Source organism: Bradyrhizobium genosp. L, from assembly GCF_015624485.1.
Classification (GTDB): Bacteria; Pseudomonadota; Alphaproteobacteria; order Rhizobiales; family Xanthobacteraceae; genus Bradyrhizobium.
In genome coordinates, this window is the sequence record NZ_CP061378.1 from 6597501 (window position 1) to 6613640 (window position 16140).

Below are 16140 nucleotides of genomic sequence, written 5' to 3' on the forward strand. Positions count from 1 at the left end.
CGTCGGCAATCGCGACGTGATGCGGGTGCGCCCCTTCATCCGGATTTCCGGCAATCTCTCGATGACCACGAGCGACCTGTCGGCGAAGATCCCCCCATTCAACGCGCAGCGTTTGCTGACCGATGTCGGCTCCGACACGCCGGCGGCGGCCGAGGACACCAGCGCGGCGGCCGATGCCGCGGAGCCGGACGCCGAGGTCTCCTTCGTCACCAAGGATCTCGGCACCGTGCTGCCGAAGGCGAAGCTCGCGGCGGTGGTCGCGCTCGACGACATCCTGATGCGGGTGCGCGACGCTGCCAACTGGCGCGGCTCCGGCGCTTCGGTGCGCTACGCCTCGCTCGCCAATGCGACGGCCGACGCGACCGGCGCGGCTGGCCCCGACCTGAAGATGGCCTATGCCAGCGAAGGCAACGTCTCCGATCCCTATGCGGGATTCGAGACCCGCGTGGTGCCGGAGAACGTCACCTTGCTGGCGAAGACCAAGGAGCAAGTGACCGGCGGCAATCCGACCGGGGAACGGACCCACGTCGTCAAGAAGGGCGACAGCATCGCCTCGATCCTGCGCGACCAGGGCGCGAACGCCGATGAAATCAAGGCGATCGCGGCGACGCTTGGCCCGCGCGGCCGGGACGGCGGCCTCAAGGAAGGCCAGAAGGTCCGCATCCTGATGGCACCGTCGGCGCCGGGCGCCCGGTTGCAGCCATATCGCGTGATCGTCGCCAACGATTCGACCGTTGAAGCGATCGCCGCACTGTCCGACATCGGCAAATATGTCGCCGTCGACGTGCAGAGCATGAACACCGTCACCGACACCGCGGATAATTCCAAGGACGATGACGACGAAGATGATGGCACCGGCGTGCGGCTCTATCAGAGCATTTACGAGACCGCGCTGCGCAACAAGGTGCCGCCGACCGTGATCGAGGACATGGTCAAGATCTACTCCTACGACGTCGATTTCCAGCGCAAGGTGCAGCCCGGCGATTCCTTCGACGTGTTCTACGCAGGTGAGGACGAAGGCGTCGCCAACACCGAGAAGACCGAGGTGCTCTACGCCGCGCTGACGGTGGGCGGCGAAACCAAGAAATACTACCGTTTCCAGAGTTCCGACGACAACCTCGTCGACTACTATGACGAGACCGGCAAGAGCGCGAAGAAATTCCTGGTCCGCAAGCCGGTCGCCAACGCGATCATGCGCTCCGGCTTCGGCGGCCGCCGCCATCCGATCCTCGGCTATGTGAAGATGCACACCGGCGTCGACTGGGCCACCGCCTACGGCACGCCGATCTTCGCCTCCGGCAATGGCGTGATCGAGAAGATCGGCCCCGAAGGCGGCTACGGCAAATATATCCGCATGAAGCACGCCAATGGCTACGAGACCGCCTATGGCCACATGTCGGCGTTCGCCAAGGGCATGGAAGTCGGCAAGAAGGTGCGGCAGGGCCAGGTGATCGGCTTCGTCGGCTCGACCGGCCAATCGACCGGCCCGCACGTCCACTACGAAATCCTGGTCAACGGCCGCTTCGTCGATCCGATGCGCGTGAAACTGCCGCGCGGCCGTTCGCTGGAAGGCCCGATGCTGGCGGCCTTCGAGAAGGCCCGCGACGGGATCGACGCCCAGATGAGCAGCCGCGGCAGCTCGCGCATCGTCTCGGACGCGTCGGGCACCACGTCGCAGACCCGCTCCATCAGCAACCGCTGATCGCGTCTCCACTCGACGCTCCCACACCGTCATGGCCGGGCTTGTCCCGGCCATCCACGTTCACTGTCCTCGCGCAAAAGACGTCGATGCCCGGGACAAGCCCGGGCATGACGAGAGTGTGTGTGCGAGCTGACCTACGTCAGTTCAACTTGCGCTTCGGCACAGGCGCATCGAACTGCACGATCTCGGCGGTGTTCGGCACCTGACCGTTGAAGGTCAGCACCTTGCCCTTTTCCGAGATCACGACACGGTCGCCATCCTTGACCTCGCCCGCCAAAATCATCTCGGCGAGTGGATCCTGCACGCTGCGCTGGATCACCCGCTTCAACGGCCGGGCGCCATAGGCCGGATCCCAGCCCTTCTCGGCGAGCCAATCGCGCGCCTTACCGTCAAGCTCCAGCGTGATCTTGCGATCCTCGAGCAGCTTTGTCAGCCGCGCGAACTGGATCTCGACGATGCGGCCCATCTCGTTGCGCTGCAACCGGTGGAACAGGATGATCTCGTCGATGCGGTTCAGGAATTCCGGCCTGAAATGCGCCCGCACCACGCCCATCACCTGATCGCGGACTGCCGAGGTGTCCTCGCCTTCCGGCTGGTTCACCAAAAACTCCGAACCGAGGTTCGAGGTCATGATGATCAGCGTGTTGCGGAAATCGACAGTGCGGCCCTGACCATCGGTCAGGCGGCCGTCATCGAGCACCTGCAACAGCACGTTGAAGACATCCGGATGCGCTTTCTCGATCTCGTCGAACAGCACGACCTGGTAGGGCCGGCGCCGCACCGCTTCGGTGAGCGCCCCGCCCTCGTCGTAGCCGACATAACCGGGAGGCGCGCCGATCAGCCGCGAAACCGAGTGCTTCTCCATGAACTCCGACATATCGAGGCGGACCATCGCGGTCTCGTCGTTGAACAGGTCAGCGGCGAGCGCCTTGGTCAGCTCGGTCTTGCCGACGCCGGTCGGCCCCAAGAACATGAACGAGCCAGTCGGCCGGTTCGGGTCCTGCAGCCCGGCACGGGCACGGCGCACGGCGGTCGCCACCGCATGCACGGCTTCGGCCTGGCCGACGACGCGCCTGGCCAGCGAATCCTCCATGCGCAGCAGCTTGTCTTTCTCGCCCTCGAGCATCTTGTCGACCGGCACGCCGGTCCAGCGCGAGACGACCTGCGCGATGTGGTTGGCGGTTACCGCCTCCTCCATCATCTCGCCGCCGTTCTCGCGCGCCTCGACATCCGCGAGCTTCTTCTCCAGATCGGGAATCCGGCCATAGGCCAGTTCGCCCGCCTTCTGGAATTCGCCACGGCGCTGCGCGTTGGCCAGCTCGACGCGCAGTGCATCGAGCTCGCTTTTCAGCTTCTGGGCGTTGGAGAGCTTGTTCTTCTCCGCGCTCCAGCGCGCCGTCAGCGCCGCCGACCTCTCCTCGAGATCCGCAAGCTCTTTCTCAAGCGTCTGCAGGCGGCTCTTCGAGCCGGCATCGCTTTCCTTCTTCAGCGCTTCCTGCTCGATCTTGAGCCGGATGATGTCGCGATCGAGCGAATCCAACTCTTCGGGCTTTGAATCGACCTGCATCTTCAGCCGCGCCGCGGCTTCGTCCATCAGGTCGATGGCCTTGTCGGGCAGGAAGCGGTCGGTGATGTAGCGGTTCGACAGCGTGGTCGCAGCCACCAGCGCGGAATCGGTGATCCGCACGCCGTGATGCTGCTCGTATTTGTCCTTCAGGCCGCGCAGGATCGAGATGGTGTCCTCGACGGTCGGTTCGCTGACATAGATCGGCTGGAAGCGCCGCGCCAGCGCGGCATCCTTCTCGACATGCTTGCGGTACTCGTCGAGCGTGGTCGCGCCGATGCAATGCAGCTCGCCACGGGCGAGCGCAGGCTTCAGCAGATTGGAGGCGTCCATCGCGCCGTCGGCCTTGCCGGCGCCGATCAGCGTGTGCATCTCGTCGATGAACAGGATGATGCCGCCCTCGGCGGTCGAGACCTCCTGCAACACGGATTTCAGCCGCTCCTCGAACTCGCCACGGTATTTCGCGCCCGCAATCAGCGCGCCCATGTCGAGCGACAGCAGCTTCTTGTCCTTCAGGCTCTCCGGCACGTCGCCGTTGAGGATGCGCAGCGCCAGGCCCTCGACGATGGCGGTCTTGCCGACGCCGGGCTCGCCGATCAGCACGGGATTGTTCTTGGTTCGCCGCGACAGAACCTGAATCGTGCGGCGGATCTCCTCGTCGCGGCCGATCACCGGATCGAGCTTGCCGTCACGCGCCGCCTGGGTCAGGTCACGCGCATATTTCTTCAGCGCGTCATAGGCGTTCTCGGCGGTTGCTGAATCGGCGGTGCGCCCCTTGCGTAGCGCTTCGATCGCGGCATTGAGATTCTGCGCGGTGACGCCGCCCTTGCTCAGGATGCTCGCAGCCTCGCTGCCCTTCTCGAGCGTGAGCCCGAGCAGCAGCCGCTCGACGGTGACGAAGCTGTCGCCAGCCTTGTCGGCGGCCTTCTCCGCCGCATCGAAGGCACGCGCCAGCTCCGGCGCAAGATAGACTTGCCCGGCACCGCTTCCCGACACTTTCGGCAGCTTGTTCAGCGCCTCTTCGGTCGCTTTCAGGATCGCCCTGGAATTGCCCCCGGCGCGGTCGATCAGACCGCCGGCGAGCCCCTCGTTGTCATCAAGCAGCACCTTCAACAGATACAACGGCGAGAACTGCTGGTGACCATCGCGTATTGCGAGCGATTGGGCAGACTGGATGAATCCGCGCGCGCGCTCGGTGTACTTTTCTACGTTCATTTCGTTTCCCTCGGCCTGCCGTCACCACCCATTCAGGCATGGTTCCGGCATCTTCATTGGGTTTTCACTAGGGTTTCCGCGGGCCGCGTTGACGTTCCTCAACCAGCCTCTGGTCGTCGCCATCATTTTTCAGGCTTGCCGCAGATGTGGGCATTTGGTTCCAAAACGGAAGAGCCACACTCGCGATTTTGCCCGGTGGATCTCAGCGCCGCACGATGGCGACAAGGTAGCGGCAGGGCTGAGCGCTCTCGTTACGAAAGACAATGTCCGACGGCGGGCCGAGCTCGACGCGGTCACCCGCAGCAAGCTCATGACGAACCGTCCCCTCCATCAGCGTAAGGCGGCCATCGATGACCCAGACCACCTGACGGACCAGGTGATAGGCGCTGGCGGGAAAACCGGCCTCCTGCTGCGCAGGCAGTTCGATCTCGACCAGCTCGAGTGGATTGGCGGGATGCAGGAACACCTGCCGTCGTAGATAGGCCGCCTGCGGATCGCGCCAGACCGGCTGGTCCTTGGCGCGCTGCAGGCGGGACCCCTCAGCCGCAGCAACCTCGAACAGTCCAGCCAGGGTCAGGCCATAGGCCGTGGCGATCCGCGACAGCGTTACCGCCGTCGGGCTCGCCTCGGCCCGCTCGATCTTGCTGAGCATGGCCTTGGACACGCCGGCCCGCCCGGCGAGTTGCGCCAGCGACCAGCCGCGCCCCTCCCGTTCGGCGCGAACGCGCCTTCCAAGAGCCTCGTCGGCCTTGTCCTCTATAATTGACATGATATCCAATATAGTGGACGATCCTGCCAATGCAAGAGACGGAACAAGGAAAATGCGATGACCATCCGCCCGGCCACCGAGCAGGACATTCCCGCGATCACCGCGATCTTCAATGAGGCGGTCGCCAACTCGAACGCGATCTGGACGGAGAAGCAGGACACCGACGCCGAGCGGCTCGCCTGGATGCAGGCGCGGCAGGCGCTGGGCTACCCGGTGCTGGTCGCGGCCGAAGGGCCCGTGGTGCTCGGCTACGGCACGTTCGGCGATTTCCGGGCCTTTCCGGGCTATCGCTACAGCGTGGAGCACAGCGTCTATATCCACGCCGACCATCGCGGCCGCGGCCTCGGACGCGTCATCGTCGACGAGCTCGTGGCTGCAGCGATAGCGCTCGGCAAGCACGTCATGATCGCCGGCATCGACGGCGGCAATCCCGCTTCGCTCCGGCTGCACACGAGCATGGGCTTCGTCGAGGTCGCAAGGATGCCGGAGGTCGGCCGCAAGTTCGGTCGCTGGCTCGATCTGGTGTTCATGCAGCGCGTGCTGGACGCTCCGGGCGCGGCGCGGCCCGACTAGCTGCGTGCCCCTCGCGGGGTGGCGGTTCTCGTCGCGCGCCAAACAGGCTAGAGCGGACACATGGAACCAGCACGCGCCGCCGCCACGATCACCGGCATCTACCGCTATCCCGTCAAGGGTCTCACCCCCGAGCCGCTGCCTCAGGCCGAGCTGAAGAGCGGCCAGACGCTCCGCTCGGATCGCCGCTACGCGATCGAGAACGGCCCGAGCGGCTTCGATCCGGGCGCGCCGCAATGGCTGGCGAAGCCGCATTTCCTGATGCTGCAGCGGGACGAGTGGCTGGCGCCGCTGCGCACCCATTTCGACGACGACAGCCATGTGCTGACGCTGCATCGCGACGGCGCGATGGCGGCGCAAGGCGATCTCGAGACGGCCGCGGGACGCGCGGCGATCGAGCGCTATTTTGCCGATCGCCACGCCGGCCAGATCAAGGGGCCGCCCAAGGTGCTGGCGAGCCCCGGCCACAGCTTCTCCGACGTCCCGCGCAAGGTGGTCTCGATCATCAATCTGGCGAGCCTGCGCGCGATCGAGGCCATGGTGCAGGCGCCGGTCCATCCCCTGCGCTTCCGCGCCAACCTCTATGTCGAGGGCTGGCCGGCCTGGCACGAGGCCACGCTGCTCGACCAGACGATTGCGATCGGCAGCGCGCGGGCGAAGGTGGTGAAGCGCATCACCCGCTGCGCCGCGGTCAATGTCGATCCCGACAGCGGCGTGCGCGACCTCAAGGTGCCGCAGACGCTGATGCAGCGCTTCGGCCACAATGAATGCGGCATCTATGCCGAGATCATCACCGACGGCGAGGTTGCCGTCGGTGACACGATCGGCGCTTAAAGCGCGATGAGATTGGGTTAAACCATCATCGCGCTTCAGCTCCTTGTTTGAGCATGATCTTTTCGGAAAACCGCTTCACACTTTTCCGGATCATGCTCTAGTTGGTCGGCATCACATAGGCATAGATCCGGCCGCGCGACACCGACGCCTCGCGGACGCGGTTGCCGTTGTTGCCCGAGATCATGATCGGATTGCCCTTGGCGTCGATGCCGGTGATGATGCCGACATGGCCGCCGCCGCGGCGGCCCATCACGGCGATGGCGCCGACCTGCGGTCCCGAGACGCGCTGGCCGTAATGGGCGAACGAGCTCGCCATGTCCGAATTGGTGCCGCGATAGCCGGTATCCTTCAGCACCATGTTCATGAAGCGTGCGCACCACAGGCTGCGACGGCTGGTCGGATTGCCGCCGATATAGCGGCGGGCCTCGGCTACGAGGCCGGGCGAGCCATAGCTGCTGTCCGCGAAGGTCACGCCGCCGGTGTTCGGCACGGCGTCCGTGTGGGGCACGAAGGCCGCATTGGCATCGGCAAAGCCGCCCATCGGCGTCTCTTCGGCGCGCGCGAGCCGCGCCGCATGCCGCGTGTGACGATAGGCGTAGTGCTGCGCGTGATGGCCGGCGTAAGCCGAATGCGCATGATGCGAATGACGGGGACGGGCGGACGCCGGAGCGGCAGAGACGACGGCGAGAGTGAGCGAACAAAGAGCCAGCGCGATAACGCGAAGCGACCGGCGATACGCAAGCAACTGAACCATTCTTGACTTGATCCTCTGGAGCAACCCCCGTTCCCCACCGCGCACCCCGAGGGAACGCGGCGGTGGTTTTGCAAGCCGGGATGTGGCGAGAGGAAGATTTCATGCGGCGCTGCGGAAACGATTTCGGGGTCATTCCGCGAAGATTCCATGACGAAAAGAAACCGCGGCTGCCGCATTGCGGCCGCGAAAATTAACTGCAAATCTGGAGGCGGCAAATGAGAAGGAAAGTTCAATGCCCCACGCCATGACGAAAGATCATGTCCGCCTCTATTTCGAGGAGGCCGGCCACGGCACCCCGATCATCTTCCTGCACGAGTTCGCAGCCGATCACACCAATTGGGAGCCGCAGATGCGCTACTTCTCGCGCGGCCACCGTTGCATCGCCTATTCCGCGCGCGGCTACACGCCGTCGGACGTGCCACCGGGCGCCGAGGTCTACACCTACGAGCACTTCTATCGGGACGCGCTCGCGGTGCTCGATCACCTCGGCATCGCCAAGGCGCATTTGGTCGGGCTCTCGATGGGCTCCTATTCGTCGCTGCAGATCGGCCTCAACGCGCCGGAGCGCGCGCTGTCGATGACGCTGGCCGCGGTCGGCTCGGGTTCGCCGCTCGAGAACCTCGATGCCTTCCGCGCGCAGTGCCGCGCCAATGCCGAGCAGTATGAGACGATCGGCTCGGTCGAGGTCGCGAAGGTGACGCGCGAGGCGCCGAGCCGGATCCCGTTCCTGCTCAAGGATCCGCGCGGCCACGCCGATTTCTACGCCGCGCTGGCGCGCCACGATGCCAAGGGCTCGGCCAACACGATGCGCAGTTTTCAAGGCGGCCGGCCCTCGATCTACACCATGACCGACGCGATCCGCCGCGTGCCGACGCCGGCGCTGATCCTGTGCGGCGACGAGGACGACAATTGCGTAGCGCCGAGCATGTTCTTGAAGAAGCACCTGCCGGCCGCGGGGCTCGCGTTCTTTCCGAAGGCGGGGCATGTGCTCAATCTCGAGGAGCCGGCGCTGTTCAACGAGATGGTCGAGCGCTTCATCACGCTGGTCGAGGCCGGACGATGGCCGGTACGCGATCCGCGGTCGCAGGTGGCGGCGGCGGTGTAGGTCTCCGTCATTCCGGGGCTTCGCGAAGCGAAGAACCCGGAATCTCGAGATTCCGGGTCTGGTCCTTCGGACCATCCCGGAATGACGCCGAGACGTCACTTCCCCTTCTCTCCCCGGCTCAGCAAAAATACGCCCTGCTCGCCGAACATGTTCCACACCCACCACGGCAGGTTCAGCGGCACCGGGCGGCCGTAGAGATCGAGCGCGACGGCGCGCTCCATCTTGACGTTGATCTCGTCGCAGAGCTCCACGAAATCCTTGATGGTGCAGAAGTGGATGTTCGAGGTGTCGTACCAGCTCGCCGGCAGATTCTCGGTGCGCGGCATGTGGCCGCCGATCAGGAGCTGCAGCCGCATCTTCCAGAAGCCGAAATTCGGGAACGAGACGATGGCGCGGTGGCCGATCCGCAGCAGGTTTTCCAGCACCACCTTGGGCTGCCGCGTCGCCTGCAAGGTTTGCGACAGGATCACATAGTCGAAGGCATCGTCGGGATAGTTGACGAGATCGGTGTCGGCGTCGCCCTGCACCACCGCGAGCCCCTTGGCGACGCAGCCGTTGACACCCTCGCGCGACAGCTCGATGCCGCGGCCGTCGATGCCGCGGCTCTCCAGCAATTGCAGCAACTCTCCGTCGCCGCAGCCGACGTCGAGCACGCGCGAGCCGGGCTTGACCATCTCGGCGACCAAGAGATGGTCTCTGCGATAGCCGCCGGTGCGCTCCGGCGCGACACCCGGCAGGGGCAATGTCTGCTGCATGCTCATGACTGGGCCTCGCCGCCCCTGAGGCCGCGCGCCTTGCCTGCGGCCTGCAGGAACGCGCGCGAGATCTCGAAGAATTCCGGCACGTCGAGCAGGAAGGCGTCATGGCCGCGATCGGTCTCGATCTCGGCGAACGACACCCGCGCGCTCGACGCGTTCAGCGCATGCACCAGCGCACGCGATTCCGAGGTCGGAAACAGCCAGTCGCTGGTGAACGACACCACGCAGAACCGCGTCTTGATGCCGGTGAACGCATTCGCCAGCGCGCCGTTGTGGTCGGCGGCGATGTCGAAATAGTCCATCGCGCGGGTCAGATAGAGATAGGAGTTGGCGTCGAAGCGCTCGACGAACGACGAGCCCTGGTAGCGCAGATAGCTCTCGACCTGGAAATCCGCATCGAACGAGAAGGTCGGCAGTTCGCGGTCCTGCATCCGCCGCCCGAACTTGCGATGCAGCGCGGCGTCCGAGAGATAGGTGATGTGCGCGGCCATCCGCGCCACCGCGAGCCCGCGATGCGGATGGGTATCCTCGTCGACATAGCGGCCGCCGCGCCAGTCCGGATCGGCCATCACGGCCTGCCGCCCCAGTTCGTGGAACGCGATGTTCTGCGCCGAGTGGCGCGTCGAGCAGGCGATTGCCAAGGTCGAGAACACGCGCTCCGGATACGCCGCAGTCCATTGCAGCACCTGCATGCCGCCCATCGAGCCGCCGACCACGCAGAACAGCGTATCGATGCCGAGGCGATCGATCAGCATCGCCTGCGCGCGCACCATGTCGGGGATGGTGATGACGGGGAATTCGAGCCCCCACGCCTTGCCCGTCGCCGGATTGATCGAAGCCGGGCCGGTCGAGCCCATGCAGCCGCCGATCACGTTGGAGCAGATGATGAAGTATTTTTCGGGATCGAGCGGCTTGCCGGCCCCGACCATGGTGTCCCACCAACCGGACTTTCCGGTGACCGGATGGACGTTGTTGACGTGCTGATCGCCGGTCAGCGCATGGCAGATCAGGATCGCGTTGGAGCGGTCGGCGTTGAGCTCGCCATAGGTCTGGTAGGCGATCTGGAACGGTGCGAGATCGACGCCGCAGTCGAGCTTGAGCGGCTGGTCCACGCCGAACTTCGCCACCAAAGACGAGGGATGATCGACCTCATGGGCGCGATCGTCGCTGGGGACCTGCTGGCTCGTTATCGGACGCACGTTGTTCATGTAGGCGACCTCGCCTCCACGCGGGAGGCCTCGAACAGGAATCAGGCCAATAAAAAACCCGGCCTGAACATAGGTTCGGCCGGGAGCTAGCTGAGCTGTCCCCGGCCTGTTTAGCGAGTTGTTTAACGTGGCTGCAAGCCGGCCGGCTCAAATGACCACGGAGTGGGGCAAACGTAGTCCCCGCGCCTCCCGCCGTCAAGGCGGGCCCAATGGTTAACCGATTGCGCAACGCACGCCTGCGAGGTTTCTCTTTGCTTTCGGTTGCCGTCTTTCCTAATCAGGGAGCCGTCCGGAACGAGGTCAGGCCACCCGGACGAACAAGGTTTCTACGCAATGTCCAACCCACCCCCATCGCCGCCTTCGCTGCAGGAGCTGCGCAAGGAGATCGACGCGATCGACGAACAGGTTCACCGCCTGCTGATGGCGCGCGGCGACATCATCGACCGGCTGATCCAGGTCAAGAAGACCCAGGAGGTCGGCTCGGCGTTCCGCCCGGCGCGCGAGGCCAGCATGATGCGCGAGCTGGTGCGGCGGCATCGCGGCATCCTGCCGCTCGACACCATCGAGAGCATCTGGCGCGTCATCATCTCGACGTTCACCTACGTGCAGGCGCCGTTCGCGGTGCATGCCGACGTCTCCGTCGGCGAGTCCGCGATGCGCGACTCCGCGCGCTTCCATTTCGGCTTCGTGGTGCCTTACGTCTCGCATTTCAGTGCGCAGGCAGCGGTCGAGGCGGCGGCGAAGTCGAAGGGCGACCTCGCGCTGGTCTCCGCGATCGCGAGCCGCACGCCGTGGTGGAACGCGCTGGAGGCCGATGGCGCGCCGAAGATCATCGCGCGGCTGCCGTTCCTCGAGCGCGCCGACCACCCCGCCGCGTTGCCGGTGTTCGTGATCTCGCGGGTTGCCGACGATGCCATGGTGACGGAGGTGCAGACCTGGAGCGTGCGCGTCTCCGGCTGGAACGCCGACGTCGCCCGCGCCCTTGCGCCACTCGCCGAGATCGTCGCGGTCCCCGACACCGCCTTCGACGGCGCGGCGCTTTTGGTCTCGGTCTCGGACCACGGCTTCGAGGAGATCAAGCTCGCTCTGATCAAGGCCGGCGCCTCGGTGCGCTCCTCGGCCCTCGTCGGCAGCCACGCAACGCGCTATACGGTGCCCTCGAACGGGCCGGCCAAGAGCTAGGCCCGCCGTTACCCGGAGTTGACGATGTCCCGCCCCGTGCCGAACCCCGGCATTCTCGATATTGCGCCCTACACGCCCGGCAAGAGCCCGGTGCCGGAACCGGGCCGCAAGGTGTTCAAGCTGTCGGCCAACGAGACGCCGTTCGGTCCCTCGCCGAAGGCGATCGCGGCCTACAAGCAGGCCGCCGACCATCTCGAGGATTATCCGGAGGGCACTTCGCGGGTGCTGCGCGAGGCGATCGGCCGCGCCTACGGGCTCGATCCTGATCGCATCATCTGCGGCGCCGGCTCCGATGAGATTCTCAATTTGCTGGCCCACACCTACCTCGCGCCCGGCGACGAGGCGATCTCGACCAGCCACGGTTTCCTGGTCTACCCGATCGCGACGATGGCGAACGGTGCCAGGAACGTGGTCGCGGCCGAGAGTAATTTCACCGCCGACGTCGACGCCATCCTCAAGGTGGTGACGCCGCGCACGAAGCTGGTCTGGCTCGCCAACCCGAACAATCCGACCGGCACCTATCTGCCGTTCGACGAGGTCAAGCGGCTGCGCGCCGCGCTGCCTTCGCATGTGCTGCTGGTGCTCGACGCCGCCTACGCCGACTACGTCTCGCGCAACGACTATGAGCTCGGCATCGAGCTGGTCGCGACCACCGACAACACGGTGGTGACGCACACCTTCTCCAAGATCCACGGCCTTGCCGCACTGCGGATCGGCTGGATGTTCGGGCCGGCGCATATCGTCGATGCCTGCAACCGGATCCGCGGTCCATTCAACGTGACGACGCCGGCGATGCTGGCGGCGGTCGCGGCAATCGAGGACACCGCGCATGTACAGATGTCGAAGGCGCACACCGAACACTGGCGCAACTGGCTGACCGAGGAGATCGGCAAGCTCGGGCTGAAGGTGACGCCGAGCGTCGCCAATTTCGTGCTGATCCATTTCCCGACCGACAAAGGCAAGACCTCGGACGAAGCCGACGCCTATCTGACCCGGCGCGGCCTCGTGCTGCGCGCCCTGAAGAACTACAAGTTGCCGCATGCGTTGCGCATGACCATTGGCACCGAGGAAGCCAACCGCCTCGTGGTCGAGGCGCTGCGCGACTTCCTGGCCGGAAAGTGATGGCGGACGTGAGCACGGCTCCCCTCTTCAACCGCATCGCGCTGATCGGCTTCGGCCTGATCGGCGGCTCGATCGCGCGCGGCGCCCGCGCGCAAGGGCTCGCCGGCGAGATCGTGACCTCGGCGCGCTCGGAGCAGACACGCGCCCGCGTCGCCGAGCTCGGCATCGTCGACAAGGTGGTCGAGACCAACATCGAGGCGGTGAAGGATGCCGATCTCGTCATCCTCTGCATTCCCGTCGGCGCCTGCGGTCCGGTCGCGGCCGAGATTGCCGCGCATCTGAAGCCTGGCGCCATCATCTCCGATGTCGGCTCGGTGAAGGGCGCGATCGTCAAGGACATGGCGCCGCATTTGCCCGAGGGCGTGCACTTCGTGCCGGCGCATCCGGTCGCCGGTACCGAGCATTCGGGTCCGGATTCCGGCTTCGCGGAGCTGTTCATCAACCGCTGGTGCATCCTGACGCCGCCCGAACGCACCGATCCGGAAGCGACGGCGCGGCTGCGCGCGTTCTGGGCCGGGCTCGGCGCCAAGGTCGAGATCATGACGCCGGATCATCATGACCTCGTGCTCGCGATCACCAGCCATCTGCCGCATCTGATCGCCTACACCATCGTCGGCACCGCCGACGAGCTGGCGCAGGTGACGGAATCCGAGGTGATCAAATTCTCCGCCGGCGGCTTCCGCGACTTCACCCGCATCGCGGCCTCCGATCCGACGATGTGGCGCGACGTGTTCCTCGCCAACAAGGACGCCGTGCTGGAAATGCTCGGCACCTTCACGGAGGACCTCTCGAAACTCACCCGCGCGATCCGGCGCGGCGACGGCGACGCCCTGTTCGACCACTTCACCCGCACCCGCGCCATCCGCCGCGGCATCGTCGAGACCGGCCAGGATTCCGCCGCGCCCGACTTCGGCCGGCAGCATGGGAATTTGAAGAAGCCGGGCTGATTTGCGGCCGCGCATTCGCCGTCGTCCTGGCGAAAGCCAGGACCCATAACCACCGAATGTGATTGTGAACGGGATCGCGGCCCCAGCGTCATGCTGCAGCAGGCGGTCGGGGTAATGGGTCCTGGCATTCGCCAGGACGACGGTGAGGATAGTTCTCGATTCACCAACCTCCACCGCGGTGTCATCACCCGCGCATGCGGGTGATCCAGTATTCCAGAGGCGGCTGCGCTTGAGCCGATGAGCGGCGGCGTACTGGGTCGCCCGGTCCATGTGCGCAATTGCGCACAGGCCGGGCGATGACAGCGGCAGGTGGGGACGCTTCGCGAGCCCCGGAATGACGAGGGATGGAACGATGGCGCGGCCGCCCTCAGAACAGCGGTGGAATCTGCCCCACTTTCAGCGGGCCCAAGAACACCGCGCCGTCGGCGAAGCGGAGCGGGAAGCTGCGGGCCTTCTTGCCTTCGAGCACGGCTTCCTTGCCGAGCGAATTGATGCCGGCGGTGATGCCGGCATTGGCGTTCTGCTTGATCGCCTTGCCGAGGCCGGGGATCGCGCGATCCAGCGCACCGAACAGGTTGTTGATGTCCTGGCTCTTCACGCCGGGCGCGACGCGGTCGAGCGTCGACTGCGGCACGCCGTCCTCCAGCATCTTGTCGATGCCGAGCGCCGGGATCACGCGCTCGAGGCCGGCGACCGTCATCTGCAGCTCGCCCTCGATCCGCCCCTGCGCGTTCAGCCGCAAGGTGCCGGCGGCGACCGAGAGCACGTCGCCCTGCTCGATCCGCGACTGCATGATCTCGACACTGCCGTTGGCCGCCTGGATTTCGCGGAAACGATCCGGCCACGGCTTTGGCGAAAGGTCCTTCAATCCGTTCAGTCGCGCATGGATATCGGCATTGAATGCCTGCGCCAGCAACGGATGCACGTCCTGCAAGGTGCCGCCATTGATCTGGAGCACGGTCTCGATCGCCGGACTGTCGGGGGTCGGCCCGTCGACCTGCCGGCCGTGCAGTTCGACATGCGCGGCGCGCGCCAGCGGCGCCGGCACGGCGCCGCCGATCCGGTCGATGGCGAGATCGTCGAACACCAGGGAGGCGCGCTGCGGCACCGCCGGCAGCCCGAACACGCTGCTCTGCCCCAAGCGCCAGTTGACCGACAGCGACGGCTGCGCATTGCGCTCGGCGATCGTCGCCGGCCCCTTGAACTCCGCGATCACCCGCTTCGGATCGTAGATCTGCGCCACCACCAGGATCTCGGCGAGCCGCGCCACGAAGGAATCCTGCGGCGACGCGGTCTGCGAGACCAGCATCACGCTCGGGTCCGTGCAGCGGATCTCGAGCCGGAACGGGTAACCCGCCACCGAGCGGTTGCCGCAATCGTAGACCCGGCCGGCCCTGGCCTCCTGCGCGCGCCAGGCATCGGCCTGCACGCCGACCTGGGAAGCGGCAAAGAACCAGAAGCCGCTCCACGCGATCGCGGCGACGAGCACGAAGATGGGCGCGGCGTAAAGGCCGGCGCGCGAGCGGCGGCGCGGCGTGGAGGTCAAATCGGACATGCGGGTCCCTTTGGCGCGCGAATTTGTCAAATCTAAGCGGCACCAAGCCTCGAGCATCCCGCGAGCAACTGTCGGAAACAGCACGGAATCCACTTCGCTTGGGCGGTTTGTTCTGCTAGCCCATCCGCGCAATGGCAGCAAACCCCCTTAAGTCTGAGACCGCCGACGGCGAGCTCTGGGTGTTCGGCTACGGCTCGCTGATGTGGAAGCCGGGGTTCGAGTTCCTGGAACAGGTGCCGGCGCGGCTGATCGGCGAGCATCGCGCACTCTGCGTCTATTCCTTCGATCACCGCGGCACGCCGGAGAAGCCCGGCCTGGTGCTCGGGCTCGACCGCGGCGGCGCCTGCCGCGGCATCGCATTCCGCGTCGCGGCTCACTTGCGCAACGACACCATCGCTTACTTGCGCGCGCGCGAGCAGACCACCAATGTCTATCGCGAGGTGATGCGCTCGGTGTGGCTGGAGAACGAGGCGCGCAAGCGCGTCTCCGCGCTCGCCTACGTCGTCGACCGCGGCCATGTGCAATATGCCGGAAGGCTGTCGCTCGCCGAGCAGGTGCGCTTCGTGCAGCAGGGCCACGGCCGCTCCGGCAACAACCGCGACTACGTGCTCTCGACGGTGGCCGCGATCGAGAAGCAGGGCTTTCGCGACGCGCCGCTGCACCAGCTCGCGGCGATGCTGCATGCGGCGGGCACCATGCATCGCGAGGCTGCCCGGGACCCGTAGGATGGGTGGAGCGTAGCGATACCCATCATCGTGCCGCGCGGATAAAAGCTGATGGGTATCGCTTCGCTCCACCCATCCTACATTGCCCAATTGTTGCCGGATCGACCACTTTCCGCGCGAAGTGGCATGC

The 16140-nt window shown here is 65.8% G+C and carries 14 protein-coding genes and 1 riboswitch (1 of these 15 cut by a window edge); of the genes, 8 read left to right on the forward strand and 6 right to left on the reverse strand.

Annotated elements, in window-relative coordinates; translation table 11 throughout:
• Positions 1 to 1702, forward strand: partial view of a peptidoglycan DD-metalloendopeptidase family protein gene (locus IC762_RS31490; protein ID WP_246801340.1) — the 3' portion only. Its footprint begins 323 nt before the window's first position; only the last 1702 of its 2025 coding nucleotides appear in the window; its start codon lies beyond the left edge, outside the window; the stop codon is at positions 1700 to 1702.
• Positions 1703 to 1841: 139 nt separating this feature from the next.
• Here the strand turns inward: IC762_RS31490 and clpB are convergent, their stop codons facing one another.
• The gene (clpB, locus tag IC762_RS31495; RefSeq protein ID WP_195785979.1) at positions 1842 to 4481 is read right to left on the reverse strand and encodes an ATP-dependent chaperone ClpB; all 2640 of its coding nucleotides are present in this window, start codon (positions 4479 to 4481) and stop codon (positions 1842 to 1844) included.
• 202 nt (positions 4482 to 4683) lie between these two features.
• Positions 4684 to 5250, reverse strand: coding sequence for a helix-turn-helix domain-containing protein (locus IC762_RS31500; RefSeq protein WP_195785980.1), 567 nt, complete (start codon positions 5248 to 5250; stop codon positions 4684 to 4686).
• 57 nt (positions 5251 to 5307) lie between these two features.
• Between IC762_RS31500 and IC762_RS31505 the strand changes: the two genes are divergently transcribed.
• Together IC762_RS31505 and IC762_RS31510 are read left to right on the forward strand one after the other, a co-directional pair.
• Positions 5308 to 5823 (forward strand): GNAT family N-acetyltransferase, encoded by a 516-nt coding sequence (locus IC762_RS31505; RefSeq protein WP_195785981.1) that lies wholly within the window; start codon positions 5308 to 5310, stop codon positions 5821 to 5823.
• Between the two features lie 60 nt (positions 5824 to 5883).
• Entirely contained in the window at positions 5884 to 6654 is a 771-nt protein-coding gene (locus tag IC762_RS31510; protein ID WP_195785982.1) for an MOSC domain-containing protein, read from the forward strand.
• A gap of 97 nt (positions 6655 to 6751) precedes the next feature.
• On the opposite strand, the gene IC762_RS31515 is transcribed toward IC762_RS31510, so the two are convergent.
• Positions 6752 to 7408: a TIGR02594 family protein gene (locus IC762_RS31515; protein WP_195785983.1), complete on the reverse strand. Its 657-nt coding sequence runs from the start codon at positions 7406 to 7408 to the stop codon at positions 6752 to 6754.
• A gap of 232 nt (positions 7409 to 7640) precedes the next feature.
• Between IC762_RS31515 and IC762_RS31520 the strand changes: the two genes are divergently transcribed.
• Entirely contained in the window at positions 7641 to 8513 is an 873-nt protein-coding gene (locus tag IC762_RS31520) for an alpha/beta fold hydrolase (protein WP_195785984.1), read from the forward strand.
• Between the two features lie 95 nt (positions 8514 to 8608).
• Here the strand turns inward: IC762_RS31520 and metW are convergent, their stop codons facing one another.
• The gene (gene metW / locus IC762_RS31525) at positions 8609 to 9274 is read right to left on the reverse strand and encodes a methionine biosynthesis protein MetW (RefSeq protein WP_195785985.1); all 666 of its coding nucleotides are present in this window, start codon (positions 9272 to 9274) and stop codon (positions 8609 to 8611) included.
• Positions 9271 to 10479 (reverse strand): homoserine O-acetyltransferase MetX, encoded by a 1209-nt coding sequence (metX, locus tag IC762_RS31530; protein WP_195785986.1) that lies wholly within the window; start codon positions 10477 to 10479, stop codon positions 9271 to 9273. Before metX ends, metW begins: the two co-directional genes overlap by 4 nt.
• An 89-nt stretch (positions 10480 to 10568) precedes the next feature.
• Positions 10569 to 10648: riboswitch (SAM riboswitch) on the reverse strand.
• Between the two features lie 164 nt (positions 10649 to 10812).
• Between metX and IC762_RS31535 the strand changes: the two genes are divergently transcribed.
• From IC762_RS31535 to IC762_RS31545, 3 genes are read left to right on the forward strand one after another with little or no spacing between them, the layout of a single operon-like run.
• On the forward strand, positions 10813 to 11661 hold the full coding sequence (locus tag IC762_RS31535; RefSeq protein ID WP_195785987.1) for a chorismate mutase: 849 nt from the start codon (positions 10813 to 10815) through the stop codon (positions 11659 to 11661).
• A gap of 24 nt (positions 11662 to 11685) precedes the next feature.
• Positions 11686 to 12783: a histidinol-phosphate transaminase gene (gene hisC, locus IC762_RS31540; RefSeq protein WP_195785988.1), complete on the forward strand. Its 1098-nt coding sequence runs from the start codon at positions 11686 to 11688 to the stop codon at positions 12781 to 12783.
• Between the two features lie 8 nt (positions 12784 to 12791).
• A complete protein-coding gene (locus tag IC762_RS31545) occupies positions 12792 to 13730 on the forward strand; it encodes a prephenate/arogenate dehydrogenase family protein (RefSeq protein ID WP_195785989.1) in 939 nt (312 codons plus the stop codon).
• Positions 13731 to 14097: 367 nt separating this feature from the next.
• On the opposite strand, the gene IC762_RS31550 is transcribed toward IC762_RS31545, so the two are convergent.
• Entirely contained in the window at positions 14098 to 15285 is a 1188-nt protein-coding gene (locus IC762_RS31550; protein WP_195785990.1) for a DUF2125 domain-containing protein, read from the reverse strand.
• Between the two features lie 131 nt (positions 15286 to 15416).
• Between IC762_RS31550 and IC762_RS31555 the strand changes: the two genes are divergently transcribed.
• The gene (locus IC762_RS31555; RefSeq protein WP_195785991.1) at positions 15417 to 16010 is read left to right on the forward strand and encodes a gamma-glutamylcyclotransferase; all 594 of its coding nucleotides are present in this window, start codon (positions 15417 to 15419) and stop codon (positions 16008 to 16010) included.
• Positions 16011 to 16140: the final 130 nt, after the last annotated feature.